Origin of the sequence: Bosea sp. Tri-49 (assembly GCF_003952665.1) — a bacterium.
Taxonomy (GTDB): domain Bacteria; phylum Pseudomonadota; class Alphaproteobacteria; order Rhizobiales; family Beijerinckiaceae; genus Allobosea.
The window spans coordinates 4,196,335-4,212,987 of record NZ_CP017946.1 but is presented as its reverse complement, the minus strand read 5'-3'; the positions used below and the strand labels follow the sequence as shown (position 1 = coordinate 4,212,987).

The window sequence follows — 16,653 nt, the reverse complement described above, 5'->3', positions numbered from 1 at the left end:
AAAGGCCGCCGTTTCAGGAGCGATACGCCTTATTTTTCAGTGTCGTCGCCCTGTGCGAACTGTCTCCCCAGAATGAGTCCGAGCAGGACGACGCCGCCGACGAGCCCGGTCCGCCAACCGAGCTTGCGACTACCGACCAGCGATGCCGCGATCGGGGCGGCGGCTACCGCGGCGGCCAGACGCCGATCCGGGCGCGGCCGGTTCTTCACATAGAGCGCGATGCCGAGGGCAAGCAGTGCGGCAGCGAGCAGGCCGCCGGCGATCGACAGGCTGGCGATGATGGCGCCGTAATGCAGCGTCAGCACCGTGTGCAGCGCATCAAGCGCGTAGCCGACGGCAGCAGTCACCAGCACCCCGGCCAGCAGATAGAGCACGATGACCGTGACGTTGCGGCGCACGGCGCCACCGATCTCGCGCGTGACCAGGCCGGTCAGCCCCCCCAGCATGGTCTTAGCGCGCCGAGAGGAAGCCGACGAACAGCCCGACCGCCGCCGCCAGGCCGAGCGCCCGCAAGGGCCGCTCGCGGATCTCGCGGATGATCAGCTCTTCGAGGTCGCCAGCCTGCTCGCGGGCGATTTCGACCATACGGTCGGTGTCGACGCCGACAGATTTCAGCTTGCTACTGACCGTAGCGGCAAGGTCTTCGGCTCCTCGCGTCAGGCTGGCCTCGATTTCCTCGGCCTCGTCCTGCACGCGACGGCCGGCGCGGCGGGCGCGCTGCGTCATGTCGGAGGCGGCGTCGGTCACCTCGTCCTTGGCGCGTTTGACCGAGGCCGCGGCCTGTCGCTTCGCAGTGGTGCTGGTGGCGGCCATCAAACGGCTCCTTTGGTGTTGGAATGGCGACGATGCCATGTGCAATGGCATGGCGCAAAGCTCAACGCGCCAGTGCCGGAGCAGTTCCGGCAGCGGCCGAAGTGCCGGGCGCTGTCCCGCTTTCGGCTTGCTCGGCGTCCTGCTGCGCTTTTCGGTAGTTGGCGATCTCCTCTCGGGCGAGGAGGCCGACCAGCAAGATCGGCGTCGAGAGCACCGCGCCAATCGGTCCCCACAGCCAGAGCCAGAAGATGAAGGAGATGAAGACGAGGAAGGGCGAGATCGTCAGCCGCCGGCCGACGAAAACGGGTGTCACCGCATTGCCTTCGATCAGGTGCACGATGAAGTAGGCTATCGCCGGCCAGGCTGCGACGAGCAGCGAGGATGGTGACAGCAGGCCGGCGGCGAAGAACGCGACCGTGACCATGATCGGCCCGATAAAGGCGAGATAGTTGAGGAAGAAGGCTAGCGCCCCCCAGAACACCGGATAGGGAAGGCCGGCGGCCCAGGCGATCGCCATCGAGATCACGCCCATGCCGAGATTGATCAGCGTTACCAGGCCGAAATAGCGGGCGGTGCGGATCTCGATCTCCTCGAAGAAGGATCCTGCCGATCGACGTGCGCCGCGTCCGAAGCAGAGCCTGAGTACACGGGCCTTGAGATGGCGCCGCGTCGCCAGCCAGAAATAGACTGTCGCGACGAAAATCAGGATCCCGCCCGCGGCCGCGGTCGAGGAGACCGCGATCGAAACCAGCGGATTGCCGTCGGAGACACTGACCTTGGCCCCGTCGCTGGTGGAGAAATTCTCGGCGAATTTCTTGAAGTCCTCCATGAAGGCGAGCACGCCGACGAGCTTAAACTTCAGCGCGGCTACCATCTTCGGGAACTGATCGCTCCAGGCGGCGATCGGGACGGTCAGCGTGCCGATGAGCAGCAGCAGTAGGAGCATTCCGAGCAGAACCACCAACGCCGCGGCAAGGTGCTGCGGCACGCCGCGTCGCACCATCGCGTCGACCGGGGGGCCGAGCACCAGGCCGAAGATCACGCCCGCGGTTATCGGCAGCGCGATGACCCGGGTCAGGTAGAGCGAGGCGGTGGCGAGAATGACGAAGATGCCGACGATCGCGTAGCGGACAATGAGGTCATGGTCCTGGGGCGTGATCTCGCTGGAGGGCGTATCGTCCTCCGGTTCCGCCATATAGCGAGGAAAGGGTCTCCAGGCCGAGGCGTTGAGCATTGTGACCATCCAGTGCGCAAATTGCGCCCCCCGGCGCACTTCGCCTGCTCAACGCGGCGGTTGCGGCGAAGGTTCCGAGGTTCGGGCTGCTGCTCTCAGTGCGCCTCGTCCCAGTTGTCGGCGGCGCGTGCATCGACGACCAGCGGCACTTTGAGCTGCACGGCCGGCTGCGGCGCCTCGACCATGACCTTGCGGATCACCGGGAGCACCGCCTCCACCTGGCCCTCCGGCACTTCGAAGACCAGTTCGTCATGCACCTGCAGCAGCATGCGTGCGTCGAGCTTGGCTGCGGCGAGCGCATCCTCCATGCGGATCATGGCACGGCGGATGATATCGGAGGCCGAGCCCTGGATCGGCGCGTTGATCGCCTGGCGCTCGACGAAGGCCCGCTCGGACGGGTTCTTCGAGGCGACCGCCGGGAAATGGCAGACGCGGCCGAAGATCGTCTCGACCGCGCCCTTGGCGCGCACGGTGGTGCGAGCCTGGTCCATATAGTCGCGGATGCCGGGGAAGCGCTCGAAATATTTGCGGATATAGGCGCTGGCCTCCTCGCGGGATATGCCGAGCTGGTTGGCGAGGCCGAAGGCCGAGATGCCGTAGATGATGCCGAAATTGATCGCTTTGGCACGCCGGCGCACCTCGCTCGGCATGCCCGCGACCGGCACGCCGAACATCTCGGAGGCCGTCATCGCATGGATGTCGACGCCATCGGCGAAGGCCTGCCGCAGCTGCGGAATGTCGGCCATGTGCGCGAGAATGCGCAGCTCGATCTGGCTGTAGTCGGCCGAGACCAGCTTGTGGCCCTTCTCGGCGACGAAGGCGGTCCTGATCTTGCGGCCGGCCTCGGTGCGGATCGGGATGTTCTGCAGGTTGGGGTCGGAGGAGGAGAGCCGGCCGGTGGTGGTCGCAGCCAAGGCGTAAGACGTATGGACCCGGTGGGTCTGCGGGTTCACATAGGTCGGCAGCGAGTCGGTGTAGGTCGATTTCAGCTTGGCGAGCTGGCGCCAGTCGAGGATGCGCGCGGGCAGTTCGTTGCCCTGCTCGGCGAGGTCTTCGAGCACGCCTGCGCCGGTCGCCCATTGCCCGGTCGCGGTCTTCTTGGCGCCGGGCAGGCCCATCTTGCCGAACAGGATGTCGCCAAGCTGCTTGGGGCTGCCGATGGTGAACTTCTCGCCGGCGAGCGTGTGGATCTCGTCCTCCAGCCGCGCCAGCGACTGGGCGAATTCGCCCGAAAGTCGCGACAGTATCTGCCGGTCGATCGAGATGCCGCGCCGCTCCATCCGCACCAGAACCGGCACGAGCGGGCGCTCCATCGTCTCGTAGACCGTGGTCTTGCGCTCGGGCACCAGCCGCGGCTTCAGCGCCAGCCAGAGCCGTAGCGTGACGTCGGCGTCTTCGGCCGCATAGGCGGTCGCCTTGTCGAGCGGCACCTTGTCGAAGGTGACCTGGCTCTTGCCGGTGCCTGCGACCTCCGAATACGCGATCGGCTTATGGCCGAGATGGACCTCGGAGAGCCGGTCCATGCCCTGTCCGCCATTGCCGGCGTCGAGGGCGTAGGAGATCAGCATGGTGTCGTCGATGGGGCCGACCTCGACCCCGTGCCGGTTGAAGACGGCGATGTCGTATTTGAGGTTCTGCCCGATCTTGAGCACGCCGGGATCGACGAGCAGCGGCTTCAGCTCGGTCAATGCCTGGTCGAGCGGGATCTGGCCTTCGAGCAGGCCTGAATCGAAAAGGCCGTCGCCGGCGCGATGCTGCAGCGGGATATAGCAGGCCTTGCCCGGCGCGACCGCGAGCGAGATGCCGATCAGGTCGGCCTGCATCACGTCGAGCGAGTTGGTCTCGGTGTCGAGCGCGACGAAGCCGGCCTCATAGGCCCAGCCGATCCAGCGGGCGAGATCGGCAACCGTGCGCACGCACTCGTAAGCCGCGTGGTCGATCTTGACTGCCAGCGCCGCGTCCTTGCGCGCTGCGGCGAGATCGGCCGGCCGCAGCCAGCCATCGGCTGCAGGAGATGTCGCCGGCGCGGCGCCGTTCGCGGCGGGAGCGGCGGTTGCGGTCTCGCTCGTCGCAGCGACCGGCACATCGGTCTCGGCATAGAGCGCCTTGAGAGCAGCGGCGCGGGCGCCGCCTGGGGCGAGGTCGGGATCGGCGTCGATCGCCGAGACATCGGCCTCATAGGCCTCGGCCGCGCGCTTGGTGATGGTGGTGAATTCCATCGCCTTGAGGAAGGCGATGAGCTTGGCCGGATCAGGCTGGTTCAGGGTGAGCTCACCGAGCGGCGTCTCGACCACGACATCCTCGACCAGCGTGACCAGCTTGTGCGAGATGCGGACCTTCTCGATCACCTCGGGATTGGTCAACGTCTCCCGGCGCTTGGGCTGCTTGATCTCGCCGGCGCGGGCCAGCAGCGTTTCGAGGTCGCCATATTCGCCGATCAGTTGCGCCGCCGTCTTGATGCCGATGCCGGGCGCGCCCGGGACATTGTCGGTGGCGTCGCCGGCCAGCGCCTGGACGTCGGTGACCTTGTCCGGCGTGACGCCGAAATACTCGACGACCTCGGGCTCGCCGATCCGTCGCTCCGGCCGGAATCCGACGCCCTTCTTGGCGTCGCCGGAGGCTGGGTCGTACATGGCGACGCCCGGCCGCACGAGCTGCATCAGGTCCTTGTCGGCCGAGACGATCAGCACGTCGGCGCCGGCCTCGCGCGCCTGCCTGGCGTAGGTCGCGATCAGGTCGTCGGCCTCGTAGACGTCCTGCTCGACCGGAATCAGCCCGAAGGCACGCACGGCATCACGCATCAGCGGGAATTGCGGGATCAGATCCGGCGGCGGATCGGAGCGGTTGCCCTTATAGGCCGGATAGATCTCCTTGCGGAAGGAGTTCTCGCTCTTGTCGAAGACGATGGCGAGATGAGTTGGCTTCACCCCGAGCACGCCTTCGCGCACGAACTGGAACAGTTTTGTCGCGAACAATCGGACCGCGCCCGAGGGCAGCCCGTCCGAGCGGGCATTGTATTTCCGGTCCTGGTTGATCGACTGGAAATAGGCGCGGAAGATGAAGTTCGAGCCATCGACCAGGAAGAGGTGGTCGCCGGGCTTGAGCTGTGAGGCCGGGTTCGTCATGGGCGGGACCATAGGGCGGCAAACCGGGATGGTCTATTGTGCAAGCAGCAGTGCCCGCAAGAAGCTGTCAGGAGGAAATCGATGAACGCCTACGTCACCATGCCGCTCACCTTCCAGGGCCTGCCCGAGGAGGAGATGAAGGCACAGGCGCTCAAGTTCCTGGAGACGATGAGGAAGCGCCGCACGGTGCGCGATTATTCCGACAGGCCGGTGCCGCGCGAGGTGATCGAGGCGGCGGTCGCGACCGCCGGCACAGCACCATCAGGCGCCAATCAGCAGCCCTGGACCTTCGTCTGCATCTCCGATCCCGAGCTGAAGAAGAAGATTCGCGAGGGGGCGGAAGAAGAAGAGCGTGAATTCTATGCCGGCCGCGCCGGGGAGGAATGGCTCGGTGCCCTCGCCCATCTCGGCACCGACGACCACAAGCCCTTCCTCGATACCGCGCCCTGGCTGATCGCGATCTTCGCCCAGCGCTGGGGCTATGACGCCGAAGGGCGAAAGGTGAAGCACTATTATGTGCCTGAGTCGGTCGGCATCGCCGCCGGCTTCCTGATCGCCTCGCTGCATCAGGCGGGCCTGGCGACGCTGACCCATACGCCGGCGCCGATGAACTTCCTCAACGAGCTCTGCGGCCGGCCGGACAATGAGAAGGCGCTGATCCTGCTGGTCGTCGGCTATCCCGCCGAGGGCTGCGTCGTCCCGGCGATCGGCAAGAAGCCGCTGGAGGAGATCGCCAGCTTCCTCTGAGCTGTTGCCGCACTTGAGCAATCGCGCCGGCCATGGCTGATAGGCTGCTATGGCCGGCGGGAGATTCGTTCACGTCATGCAGACCAATTCGCCGCCGATCCGCCGGGCCATGGTGCTCGCTGCCGGGCTCGGCAAGCGCATGCGCCCGATCACCGACACGATGCCGAAGCCGCTGGTCGTGATCGCCGGCAAGACCATGCTCGACCATGCGCTCGACCGGCTGGCTGAGGCCGGGGTCGAGGACGCCGTGGTCAATGTCCACTATCTCGCCGAACAGATCGAGGTGCGCGTCGCCGGGCGTACCAGCCCGCGCATTACCATCTCCGACGAGCGCGACGTGCTGCTCGAAACCGGCGGCGGCGTGAAGAAGGCGCTGCCGCTGCTTGGCGACGAGCCCTTCTTTCACGTCAATTCCGATTCACTCTGGAGCGAGCGCGGCGCGTCGAACATGTCCGCCATGGCAGCTGCCTGGGATGCCGGGCGCATGGACATGCTGCTGCTGCTCGCCGAGCGCGAGACAAGCGTCGGCTTCGACGGCGCCGGCGATTTCTTCCGCGACGAGGCTGGCCGGCTGACGCGGCGCGGAAAGGCTTTGAGCGCGCCTTACGTCTATGCCGGTGTCGCGATCATCAAGCCGGAGCTCTTCACCGATACGCCTGACGGGCCGTTCTCGCTCAACCTGCTGTTCGACCGCTGCATCGCCGCAGGAACCCTTTTCGGCCATCTGCTCGACGGGCGCTGGCTGCATGTCGGCACGCCCGAGGCGATCCCGTTGGCGGAGCAGGCCTACGCCGCCCATCAGGCGAGTTGAGGCCACGATGGCCGGGCTCAACCTGTTCAGCATCCCGGCCGGCGCGCCCTTCCTCTCCGTGCTCGCACAGGCGCTGATCGCAGGTCGCTTTGGCAAAGCGTTCGATCCTGGCGATCCCACGGCGCTTTCGCGCACCACGCTCTATCTGCCGACGCGCCGCGCCGCGCGCGCCTTCTCGGCGGTCCTTTCGGAAAAGCTCGGCGGCCGGCCGCTGCTGCTGCCGCGGATCGTACCGTTGGGGGATGTCGATGAGGCCGAGACGGCGCTGATCACCGGCGCCAGCGATGCTTTGGCACTGGAGCGGACCGCTCCGATCGACCCCTTACGCCGCCGCTTCATCCTGACGACGCTGATCTCGGCCTGGGGCCGCACCGCCAACCGGCAGCACCTCAAGCTCGATCCGGCCGAGCCTTCGCTGATGCCGGCGACCTTGGCCGAGGCCTGGGGGCTCGCCGGCGACCTCGCCCATCTGCTCGACCAGTTGCAGACCGAAGGCGTCTCGCCGGCGCGATTGAAGGGGCTGGACGCCGCCCGCTTCGACGAGATCTGGCAGTTCAACGCCCGCTTCCTCGGCATCATCGCCGAAGCCTGGCCGGCGATCCTGGAGCAGCGCGGCGAATGCGATCCGGCCGAGTTCCGCAACCGCATGCTCGCAGCCGAGCGTGACCGCCTGCTCGCTGGCGACTTCCACGGGCCGGTCATCGCGGCGGGCTCGACCGGAACGGTGCCGGCGACTGCCCGCCTGCTCGCCGCGCTCGCCCGCGCCCCGAACGGCGCCGTCGTGCTGCCCGATCTCGACGAGGCGCTTTCGGAGCAGGGCTGGCGCGCCATCGTCCAGGAACCGGCGCCTTCGCATCCGCAAGCGGCGCTGCATCGCCTGCTCGACGAGATCGGCGCGAGCCGCGACGAGGTTGTCGCCCTGGCCGAGCCATCGCCGACGCTGGCAGCCCGCCGTGACCTGCTGCGCCGTGCCTTGCTGCCGGCCTCGATCACCGATGACTGGGCCGGCGCCGCGCCCCTCGCAGCCGGAGCGCTCGACGGGCTGCGCATCGTCGAAGCCGCGGATGAGCGCGAGGAGGCGCTGGTCGCAGCCTTGGCCTTGCGCGAGGCTCTGGAAGAGCCCGGCGCCCGCGCCGCCCTGATCACGCCGGATCGCGGCCTTGCCGAGCGCGTCGCGGTCGAGCTCCGGCGCTGGGGCATCCAGGCCGATGATTCGGCCGGCCTGCCGCTTGGCCGCTGGCCGGCTGGCGCGTTGCTCCGGCTGGCGCTGGATGCAGTCGATGGCAATCTCTCGCCGGCGAGCCTCGTGGCGCTGCTGGCGCATCCGCTCTGCCGGCTCGGCCTCTCAGAAGTACGCCTGCGACAGGGTGCGGCAGCGCTGGAGATCGGCTGCTGGCGTGGCGAGGCCGTTGGTCCCGGTTTCGCCGGCCTGCGCCGGGCCTTCGAGGCGATGCCGGAGCTGCGCAAGGCGACCTATGCGCCACGCCCGCGCCGCAAGCTGACGGACGAGGATGTCGGCGCGGCCGAAGAGGTGTTGGCGGCGCTGGAAGATGCGCTCGCTCCGCTCGTCGCGGCCTTGGCCGGCCCTGCGCCGGAATTGCGCGAGATCGCGGCGCAGGCCCGCCGCGCCGTCGAGAAGCTGAGCGGCGACGAGGCCGGTGCGATCCTCGCCTGGCGAGGCCCGGATGGCGAGGCGCTCGCTGCGCTCTTCGACGATCTCGATGCCGCCTTGCCTGAAGCGCCCGGCGAGGGCCGCGCCCGCGACTGGATCGCCATTCTCGAAGGCCTGATCGGCGAGCGCGTCGTGCAGCGCCGCGATCCCGGTCATCCCCGCGTCAAGATCTGGGGCCTGCTCGAAGCCCGCCTGCTCGAAGCCGAACATGTCGTGCTCGGCGGCCTGATCGAAAGCGTCTGGCCGCCGGCGACCGAGACTGATTCCTTCATCAACCGGCCGATGCGGGCCGAGCTCGGCCTCTCGCCGCCCGAACGGCGCATCGGCCAGACCGCGCATGATTTCGTCGCGGCGGCGCTCGCCAGCAAGGTGACGCTGACCCGTGCCCGCAAGGCCGGCGAGGCCGAAACCATCCCCTCGCGCTTCTGGCAGCGCCTCAAGGCGGTGGCGCCGGCTGACGCCTGGCAGGCGGCCGAGGCGCGCGGGCGCGATCTCACAGCCTGGGCCGGGCTGCTCGGCAAACCCGCCGATCTCCTGCCGGTGGCGCGGCCAAAACCCTATCCGGCGGCGCATCTGCAGCCGAAGCGGCTCAGCGTCACCGAGGTCGAGACGCTCTATCGCGATCCCTATGCCGTCTACGCCCGCAAGATCCTCAGGCTCGACGCGTTGCCGGAGCTGGTGGAGGACCCCGGCGCGACCGATCGCGGCTCGCTGCTGCACGACATCGTCGGCAGCTTCGCCGAGACCTATCCCGAGCAGGTGCCGGCCGGCGCCTTCGGCAGCCTGATCGAGATCGGCGAGCGGCTCTTCCGTGCCTATGACGAGACGCCCGAGGTGCGCGCCTTCTGGTGGCCGCGCTTCCTGCTGATCGCGCAGAATTTCATCGGCTGGGAGGAAAGGCGGCGGCCCGGGCTTGCCCGCGTCGCGGTCGAGCGCGACACGCAGGCCGAGTTCCCGCTGATCGACGGCGCCTCGATCCTGCTCACCGGCCGGGCCGACCGCGTCGAGATCACCCGCGAGGGCGCCTTGCGCATCATCGATTTCAAGACCGGCGCGCCTCCGAGCGATGATCAGGTCCGCCTCGGCTTCGCCCCGCAATTGACTCTGGAAGCCGAGCTCGCTTTGCGCCACGGTTTCGCCCCGGACATCCTGCCCGGCCCGGTCGAGGCGCTGCTCTATCTCAGGCTCAACCATGATCCCAAGAGCTGGGAGAAGGACAAGAAGCTGTCGTTCAAGGACGAGGCGCAGGCCGACGTCACCGCCCGCCATCTCGCGCAACTGCTTGATCATCTCGCTGTGCTGCGCGCCGGTCGCGAGCCCTGGTTGTCGCGCCGCGCCCCCGCCTACATCAAATATGCCAGCCCCTATGACCAGCTCGCCCGGGTCAAGGAGTGGTCGGCGGCGCCCGATCTCGGTGGCGATGCCGGAGACGAGGCATGACCCCCGCCGGCTGGACGATTCCCGAGCAGACGCGCCGCAACCAGGCGCTGGCGGCCGAGCCTGATCTCAGTGCCTGGGTCTCGGCCAATGCCGGCTCGGGCAAGACCCATGTGCTGGTCAACCGGGTGCTGCGGCTGCTGCTCGACGGCGTCGCGCCCGGCCGGATGCTCTGCATCACCTATACCAAGGCCGCTGCCGCCAACATGTCGAACCGGGTCTTCCGGGCGCTCTCGGTCTGGGCCGTCGCCTCCGATTCGGTGCTGTGGGCCGCCCTGTCTGCCCTGACCGGCCAGTTGCCGGCGGCGAGCGACATCAGCCGGGCTCGGCGCCTGTTCGCGCAGGCGCTGGAGACGCCGGGCGGCCTGAAGATTGAGACGATCCACGCCTTCTGCACCCGCGTGCTGCAGAGTGCGCCCTTCGAGGCCAATGTCCCGCCGCGCTTCGAGGTCGCCGACGATCTCGCCCAGGACGAATTGATGCGCGACGCCAGGCGCGACCTGCTCGCCGCTGCCGAGGCCGATCCTGATGGGCCGCAGGCCAGGGCGCTGCGCTTCATGGCCGAGCATGCGGCGCAGGACACCTTCGACCAGATCATGCGCGAGGCGCTGCACCAGCGCGCCGTGTTCAGCGATGCGGAAGGGCGGGCGCGCAAGCCCGAAGAGATCGTTTCAGGACTCTCCGCCTTCCTCGGCATTGCGCCGGAGCTGACGGCGGAGACAGTGCGCGAGCGCTTCCAGCGCGAGCTGGCTGGCCTGCCCGATCTCGAGCGGCTGGTCGCCGCCTTCGAGGCCGGCAGTGCGACGCGTGCCAAGGCGGCGGCGGCGATCAGGCTCGCGCTTTCGGATGCGCCTGGCATCGATCCGGTCGCGGCCTGCCGCGCCGGTCTGCTCACGGCCGAAGGCAATGTCGCCCAGCATGTCCGCGGCAAGGGCAACAGCGCCCTGCCGGCCGATCTCGACGCGGCACTCGATGCACTCGCCGACTGCCTGACCGCTGCGATTGACCAGCTCAACGCCATCGCGGTGCGCGAGCGCAGCGCGGCGCTCGCCGTGCTGGTGACCCATATCCTCGCCGCCTATCGCCGTTTGAAGGCACAGCGCTCCCTGCTCGATTATGACGACCTGATCGCCAAGGCACGCTCGCTGCTCGACCGGGTCGATCCGGCCTGGGCGCTCTACAAGCTCGACGCCGGCATCGACCACATCCTGCTCGACGAAGCCCAGGACACCAGCGAGGCGCAATGGGCGATCCTGCGCCGCCTCGCCGAGGAGTTCTCGGCCGGAGAGGGCGCGCGCGAATTGGTCCGGCCGCGCACCGTCTTCGTCGTCGGCGACGAGAAGCAGTCGATCTACGGCTTCCAGGGCGCGGCACCGGCGCATTTCAGCGAGGAAAGGCGGCTTCTCGGCCGGCGCCTTTCGGAGGCCGGCCAGCGCTTCGAGCCGATCAGCCTCACCACCTCCTTCCGCTCGGCGCCCGACATCATGCGCGCGGTCGATGCAGTGTTCGCGCCGAAGGAGCACTGGCGTGGCCTCGTCTTCGACGGCGGTCCAGGGCCGGAGCGGCACGATACGGTCAGGCGGGCTTCGATCGGTGCGGTCGATCTCTGGCCGGTCTCGGGCGACGATGCCAGCGAGAAGCCCGATGCCTGGACCGCGCCGGTCGATGCGCCCGAGCGGCGCTCGGGCCTGGTCAAGCTCGCGGCCCGCATCGCCGATGTGCTGAAGCGCTGGAGCGAGGCCGGCCGCGACGATATCGGCCGGCCGTTCAAGCCCGGCGACGTGATGATCCTGCTGCGCCAGCGCGGCGCGCTGTTCGAGGCGATCGTCAAGGCGCTGAAGGATCGGGAGGTGCCGGTCGCCGGCCGCGATCGCCTCACGCTCGCCGACCATCCCGCAGTCGAGGATCTCGTTGCGCTCGGGCGCGCGATCCTCTTGCCGCAGGACGATCTCTCGTTGGCGATCACGCTGAAGACGCCGCTCTTCGGCCTCGATGACGACGATCTGATGCGGATCGCCCCGGAGCGCAAAGGCTCCTTGCGCGAGGCTTTCCATCAGGCGGCGCAGGCCGAACCGCGTTACGCCGCGATCGAGGCACGGTTGACCGAACTCGCCGAGGAGGCCGGACGCTGCGGACCCTTCCGTTTCTTCGCCGGCCTGCTCGGCCCGAGCGGCGGTCGCAATCTCGCCCTCGCCCGGCTCGGCCCGGAAGCAGGCGATGCGCTCGACGCTTTCCTGAGCGCCGCGCTCGACCATGAGCGGCGCTATGGCCCCTCGCTTGCGGGCTTCCTGCACCATATCGGCGCGGTGGCGACGCAGGTGAAGCGCGACCTCTCGGCCAGCGCCGGCGAGGTCCGGGTGATGACCGTGCACGGCTCGAAGGGTCTGGAGGCGCCGGTCGTCATCCTGGCCGATCTCGGCATCGCCCCGGGCGAGCGGCGTTTGCCGAAGCTGATGGCAGTCGAGCCGCCGCGCGGCGCGCAGGTCCCGGTCTGGCCGACGAAGCGGGCCGATGATCCCGCAGCGATGCGGCGCGCCAAGGATGCGATCGTCGCGCAGATGGTCGAGGAGCATCACCGCCTGCTCTATGTCGCGCTGACCCGCGCTGAGGAGCGCTTGATCCTCTGCGGCGTGCAGGCCAAGGGCGAGGCGCCCGAGGGGTCCTGGTACGCCATGGCCGAACTCGGCCTCGCCGGCTCCGAGCCCTGGCTGCGCGACGTGCCGGCTCCCGACGGCGACGGCGAAGTCCGCCGCTTCATGGTCTCGCAGCCAGGAGAGATCGCGGCCGAGGAGAGCGTTTCCGCATCGCCTGCGGCCACACCGCCGGACTGGCTGACGCGTGCCGCGCCTGATGAGGCCGAGCCGGCGCCGCCGCTGCGCCCGTCGAGTGCGCTGGCAGCTGCTGATGCACAAGATCGTCCTAATGACGGGCCGTTCCTTGCCGGAGCGGCTGCGGCCGGCCGGCTTGCGCATCTGTTGTTGCAGGTTCTCCCGGAGGTGCCGCCCGAACGGCGCGTCAGCACCGCCCGGGCACTGGCGAAGGCGCGTGGCGGCTCGTTGCCGGGGGAGCGGCGCGGCCAGATCGCAGAGGATGCGCTGGCGCTCATCGCCGAACCAGAATTCGCCGGGTTGTTCGGGCTAGGCAGCCTCGCCGAGGTGCCGCTCGCCGGGGAGATCACCATGGCGGATGGTGTGAGGCGCCCGGTGCAGGGCCGGATCGACCGGCTCGCCGTTGGTGCTGACGAGGTCCTGATCGCCGATTTCAAGACGGCCGCCCGCCCGCCAGAGAACGCGGCCGCATTGCCGACCTCGACGCTGGCGCAGCTTGCGGTCTATCGCCGGCTGATCGGCGAGATCTATCCCGGCCGCCGCGTCCGCGCGGTGGCGATCTACACGGCGAGCCTGAAGCCGCTGGAGCCGGCCCCCGAACTCCTCGACGCCGCCCTCGCGGCGATGACGGATCAGCCCCGCTTCACCGGAAGGTGAGCCAGTCTTGACCCTGCGGCTGCCCGTTCATAGCTTCGCTGCTGAATGGCGGCGTTGTTGCCGCGCGCGAATCGAAAGGCGATGAGCCATGGCGACGATCAAAGTGACCGATGCGAGCTTCGAGGCCGATGTGCTGAAGTCGAGCGAGCCAGTGGTTGTGGATTTTTGGGCCGAGTGGTGCGGTCCTTGCCGGATGATCGGCCCGGCCCTCGAGGAGATCGCCGGCGAGCTCGACGGCAAGGTCAAGATCGTCAAGATGAACGTCGATGAGAACCAGCAGATCCCGGCCCAGTTCGGCATCCGCTCGATCCCGACGCTGATGCTGTTCAAGGACGGCAAGCTGGCCTCGCAGAAGGTCGGCGCCGCCCCGAAGAGCGATCTCTCGCGCTGGATCTCGGCCGCGGTCTGATCCAACGGTCTTAGAATTAGGGAAGGCCCGCCCTCAACGAGGGCGGGCCTTCTTTGTTTCAGATGTTCCGGATTACTTCGAGCGGTTGTCGAGCGCGAAGGCGCCGGCGCCGGCGAAGACCAGGTAGAAGAAGACGAAGCAGTAGAGGATCGCGGCGTCGCCATTGTTCAGCAGCGGGTAGACGTTCCGCGGCGCATGGAACATCCAGTAGGCATAGGCCATCTCGCCGGCGAGGATGAAGGCGACGGGACGGGTCCACAGGCCGATCAGGATCAGCAGGCCGCCGAAGGCCTCGAGGATCGCGCCGAACCAGAACAGCGTGAACATCGCCGGCAGGCCGCTGGCCGGCGGAGCCGGGAAACCGAACAGCTTCTGCGTGCCATGGGCGATGAATATCAGCGCCGTCGCGATGCGCAGCAGTGCCAGCGCCTGCGGCGCATAGCGAGTCAGGGAGTTGAGAGCCTGCATGGGCGGGTTGCCTTCCGTCCGATTTGAATGGATCTAAGTAATTGTGTTTGCTGGCGAAGAAGCGACTCTGCGCCCGCCGTGCTTGTCCTTGCGCAAAGAAAGCGGATCAAGTCACGTTTTCGTTTGCAGCGCAGCAAAATCGCCGAGCGGCAAATCCGCAACAGCTGAACCCTCGTTCACCATCGCGGAAAATTCGCCGAAATCGGGCTTAACCACCCCTTAAAAGCGCCATGTTTGAATCCTGTCTGGAAAATCGTCGGGCTGGCGTATCGCAGCGCGGTGATGGGGCCTGAACGGGGCGGTATGAACGACCGGTCAAAACGAGGCGGAGAGCGGCGTGAGCCGTCTTTCGAGCGTGCGCGCGACGACTACGAGCGCGACGACGGCGATCTGCGCCTGTCGGCCGAGGATCGCCCCTATCGCGGAGGAAGGAATCCGGTGGCACCGCGCCAGCAACCGAGCCGCCAGAAGACCCCGCCGCGTGGCGGCCGCAAGCAGCGCCGCAAGCGCGGCTCCTTCTTCGGTCGCATTGTCTATTGGGGTTTCGTGCTTGGTCTCTGGGTCGTGCTCGGGCTTGGCGGCGTGGTCGCCTATCACGCTGCGCAATTGCCGCCGATCGACCAGCTCACCGTACCGAAGCGGCCGCCCAACATCGCCATCCTCGCAGCAGACGGCACGCTGCTCGCCAATCGCGGCGAGACCGGTGGGCGCACGATCACGATCGGCGAGGTGCCACCCTATCTGCCCAAGGCCTTCGTCGCGATCGAGGACAAGCGCTTCTATGAGCATTTCGGCATCGACCCGATCGGCCTCAGCCGCGCCGTCGTCAACAATCTGACGAAGCGCGGCGGCGTGCAGGGCGGCTCGACCCTGACCCAGCAGCTTGCCAAGAACCTGTTCCTGACCCAGGAGCGCACGGCAGCGCGAAAGATCCAGGAAGCGATCCTCTCACTCTGGCTGGAGCGGACCTACACCAAGGACCAGATCCTCGAGCTCTATCTCAACCGCGTCTATTTCGGCTCAGGCGCCTATGGCGTCGAGGCGGCGGCGCAGCGCTATTTCAACAAGTCGGCACGCTCGGTCTCGATTGCCGAGGCAGCCATGCTCGCCGGCCTCGTTCAGGCACCCTCGCGCCTTGCGCCCAACCGCAACCCCGAGGCGGCCGAGAAGCGCGCCCAGCTCGTCATCGCCGCCATGGCCGATCAGGGGCTGATCTCGCAGGCCGCGGCCAAGACGGCGCTCGTCGCCCCGGCCGAGGTGCCTGAGCGCGTCGGGGCCGGCTCGGTCAACTATGCCGCCGACTACGTCATGGACGTGCTCGACGATTTCATCGGCGCGATCGAGGGCGACGTCACCGTGCTGACCACGGTCGACACCAAGCTACAGAGCTCGGCTGAGACGATCCTGGTCGACGCGCTCTCGGCGCAGGGGGCCAAGCTCAACGCCTCGCAGGGCGCGGTGGTCTCGCTGGCGCCGGACGGGGCGATCCGCGCGCTGATCGGCGGGCGCGACTACACCAAGAGCCAGTTCAACCGCGCCACGGCCGCCCATCGCCAGCCGGGCTCGTCCTTCAAGCCCTTCGTCTATCTCACCGCGATCGAGAAGGGCCTGACGCCGGATACGATCCGCGACGATTCCCCGGTCTCGATCAAGGGCTGGGAGCCGGAGAACTTCTCCCGCACCTTCCGCGGCCCGGTCACGTTGCAGACCGCCTTCGCCCATTCGCTGAACACGGTCGTGGCGCGCCTGATCCAGGAGGTGACGCCGCGCGAGGTCGTTCGCACGGCCCAGCGCCTCGGCATCAACTCGTCATTGCAGCCCAATCCGTCGCTGTCGCTCGGCACCTCGGAGGTGACGCCGCTCGAGATGACCGCCGCCTATGCCACCTTTTCTAACGGCGGCCAGTCGGTGCTGCCCTATGTGATCCGCGAGGTCAGGTCGACGAGCGGCAAGGTTGTCTACGCCCGCAAGGCCAACAACTTCGGCCCGGTGATCCAGCCGCAGACGCTCTCGATGATGAACTCCATGTTCCATGCGGTGATGACCGGCGGCACCGGCAGCAAGGTCAACCTTCCCGGCTGGGAGGTCGGCGGCAAGTCGGGGACGACGCAGGATTATCGCGACGCCTGGTTCGTCGGCTTCACCGGGCGCCTCGTCACTGCTGTCTGGGTCGGTAATGACGACAACTCGACGATGAAGCGCGTCACCGGCGCCGGCCTGCCGGCCGAGATCTGGGGCAAGTACATGAAAGCGGCCCATGCCGGCCAGCAGCCGGTGCAGCTGCCGGGAGGGCTCTGGCAGTCTGCGCCCAAGTCGATCTTCGACAGTGGCGAGCCGGTCGCCGGCGTCGCGCCGTCGCCGCGGACCCAGCAGGCCGCCACCGGCGACCGCGCCTGGACGCCGCCGGCGCCGCAGGAGAAGAATTTCTTCGAGCGTCTGTTCGGCGGCTGAT

The 16,653-nt window shown here is 68.0% G+C and carries 11 protein-coding genes; 6 read left to right on the top strand and 5 right to left on the bottom strand.

The window, feature by feature from the left end; all coding sequences use genetic code 11:
* Positions 1 to 29: 29 nt before the first annotated feature.
* From BLM15_RS20375 to polA, 4 genes are all read right to left on the bottom strand, one after another.
* Positions 30 to 446, bottom strand: a complete 417-nt coding sequence (locus tag BLM15_RS20375) for a hypothetical protein (RefSeq protein WP_126114473.1) — start codon at positions 444 to 446, stop codon at positions 30 to 32.
* A gap of 4 nt (positions 447 to 450) precedes the next feature.
* Entirely contained in the window at positions 451 to 813 is a 363-nt protein-coding gene (locus BLM15_RS20370; protein WP_126114472.1) for a DUF883 C-terminal domain-containing protein, read from the bottom strand.
* A gap of 61 nt (positions 814 to 874) precedes the next feature.
* Positions 875 to 2,047 (bottom strand): AI-2E family transporter, encoded by a 1,173-nt coding sequence (locus BLM15_RS20365; RefSeq protein ID WP_164547590.1) that lies wholly within the window; start codon positions 2,045 to 2,047, stop codon positions 875 to 877.
* Positions 2,048 to 2,142: 95 nt separating this feature from the next.
* Positions 2,143 to 5,172: a DNA polymerase I gene (polA, locus tag BLM15_RS20360; protein ID WP_126114470.1), complete on the bottom strand. Its 3,030-nt coding sequence runs from the start codon at positions 5,170 to 5,172 to the stop codon at positions 2,143 to 2,145.
* 81 nt (positions 5,173 to 5,253) lie between these two features.
* Here polA and BLM15_RS20355 point away from each other — a divergent pair, with 81 nt between their 5' ends.
* The 5 genes from BLM15_RS20355 to trxA all read left to right on the top strand — a co-directional run bounded on the left by BLM15_RS20355 (position 5,254) and on the right by trxA (position 13,733).
* Positions 5,254 to 5,919 (top strand): nitroreductase family protein, encoded by a 666-nt coding sequence (locus tag BLM15_RS20355; RefSeq protein WP_126114469.1) that lies wholly within the window; start codon positions 5,254 to 5,256, stop codon positions 5,917 to 5,919.
* A gap of 76 nt (positions 5,920 to 5,995) precedes the next feature.
* Positions 5,996 to 6,730 (top strand): nucleotidyltransferase family protein, encoded by a 735-nt coding sequence (locus BLM15_RS20350; protein WP_126114468.1) that lies wholly within the window; start codon positions 5,996 to 5,998, stop codon positions 6,728 to 6,730.
* 7 nt (positions 6,731 to 6,737) lie between these two features.
* Positions 6,738 to 9,842 (top strand): double-strand break repair protein AddB, encoded by a 3,105-nt coding sequence (gene addB, locus BLM15_RS20345; RefSeq protein WP_164547589.1) that lies wholly within the window; start codon positions 6,738 to 6,740, stop codon positions 9,840 to 9,842.
* Positions 9,839 to 13,324: a double-strand break repair helicase AddA gene (gene addA / locus BLM15_RS20340; RefSeq protein WP_126114466.1), complete on the top strand. Its 3,486-nt coding sequence runs from the start codon at positions 9,839 to 9,841 to the stop codon at positions 13,322 to 13,324. Before addB ends, addA begins: the two co-directional genes overlap by 4 nt.
* Positions 13,325 to 13,412: 88 nt before the next feature.
* Positions 13,413 to 13,733, top strand: a complete 321-nt coding sequence (gene trxA, locus BLM15_RS20335; RefSeq protein ID WP_126114465.1) for a thioredoxin — start codon at positions 13,413 to 13,415, stop codon at positions 13,731 to 13,733.
* A gap of 72 nt (positions 13,734 to 13,805) precedes the next feature.
* Here trxA and BLM15_RS20330 read toward each other — a convergent pair whose 3' ends face one another.
* Positions 13,806 to 14,201 carry a DoxX family protein gene (locus tag BLM15_RS20330; RefSeq protein ID WP_126114464.1) on the bottom strand — a complete coding sequence of 132 codons (396 nt, stop codon included), beginning with the start codon at positions 14,199 to 14,201 and terminating at the stop codon, positions 13,806 to 13,808.
* Positions 14,202 to 14,504: 303 nt separating this feature from the next.
* On the opposite strand from BLM15_RS20330, the gene BLM15_RS20325 reads away from it, so the two are divergent.
* Positions 14,505 to 16,652: a transglycosylase domain-containing protein gene (locus BLM15_RS20325; RefSeq protein ID WP_126114463.1), complete on the top strand. Its 2,148-nt coding sequence runs from the start codon at positions 14,505 to 14,507 to the stop codon at positions 16,650 to 16,652.
* Position 16,653 lies beyond the last annotated feature (1 nt).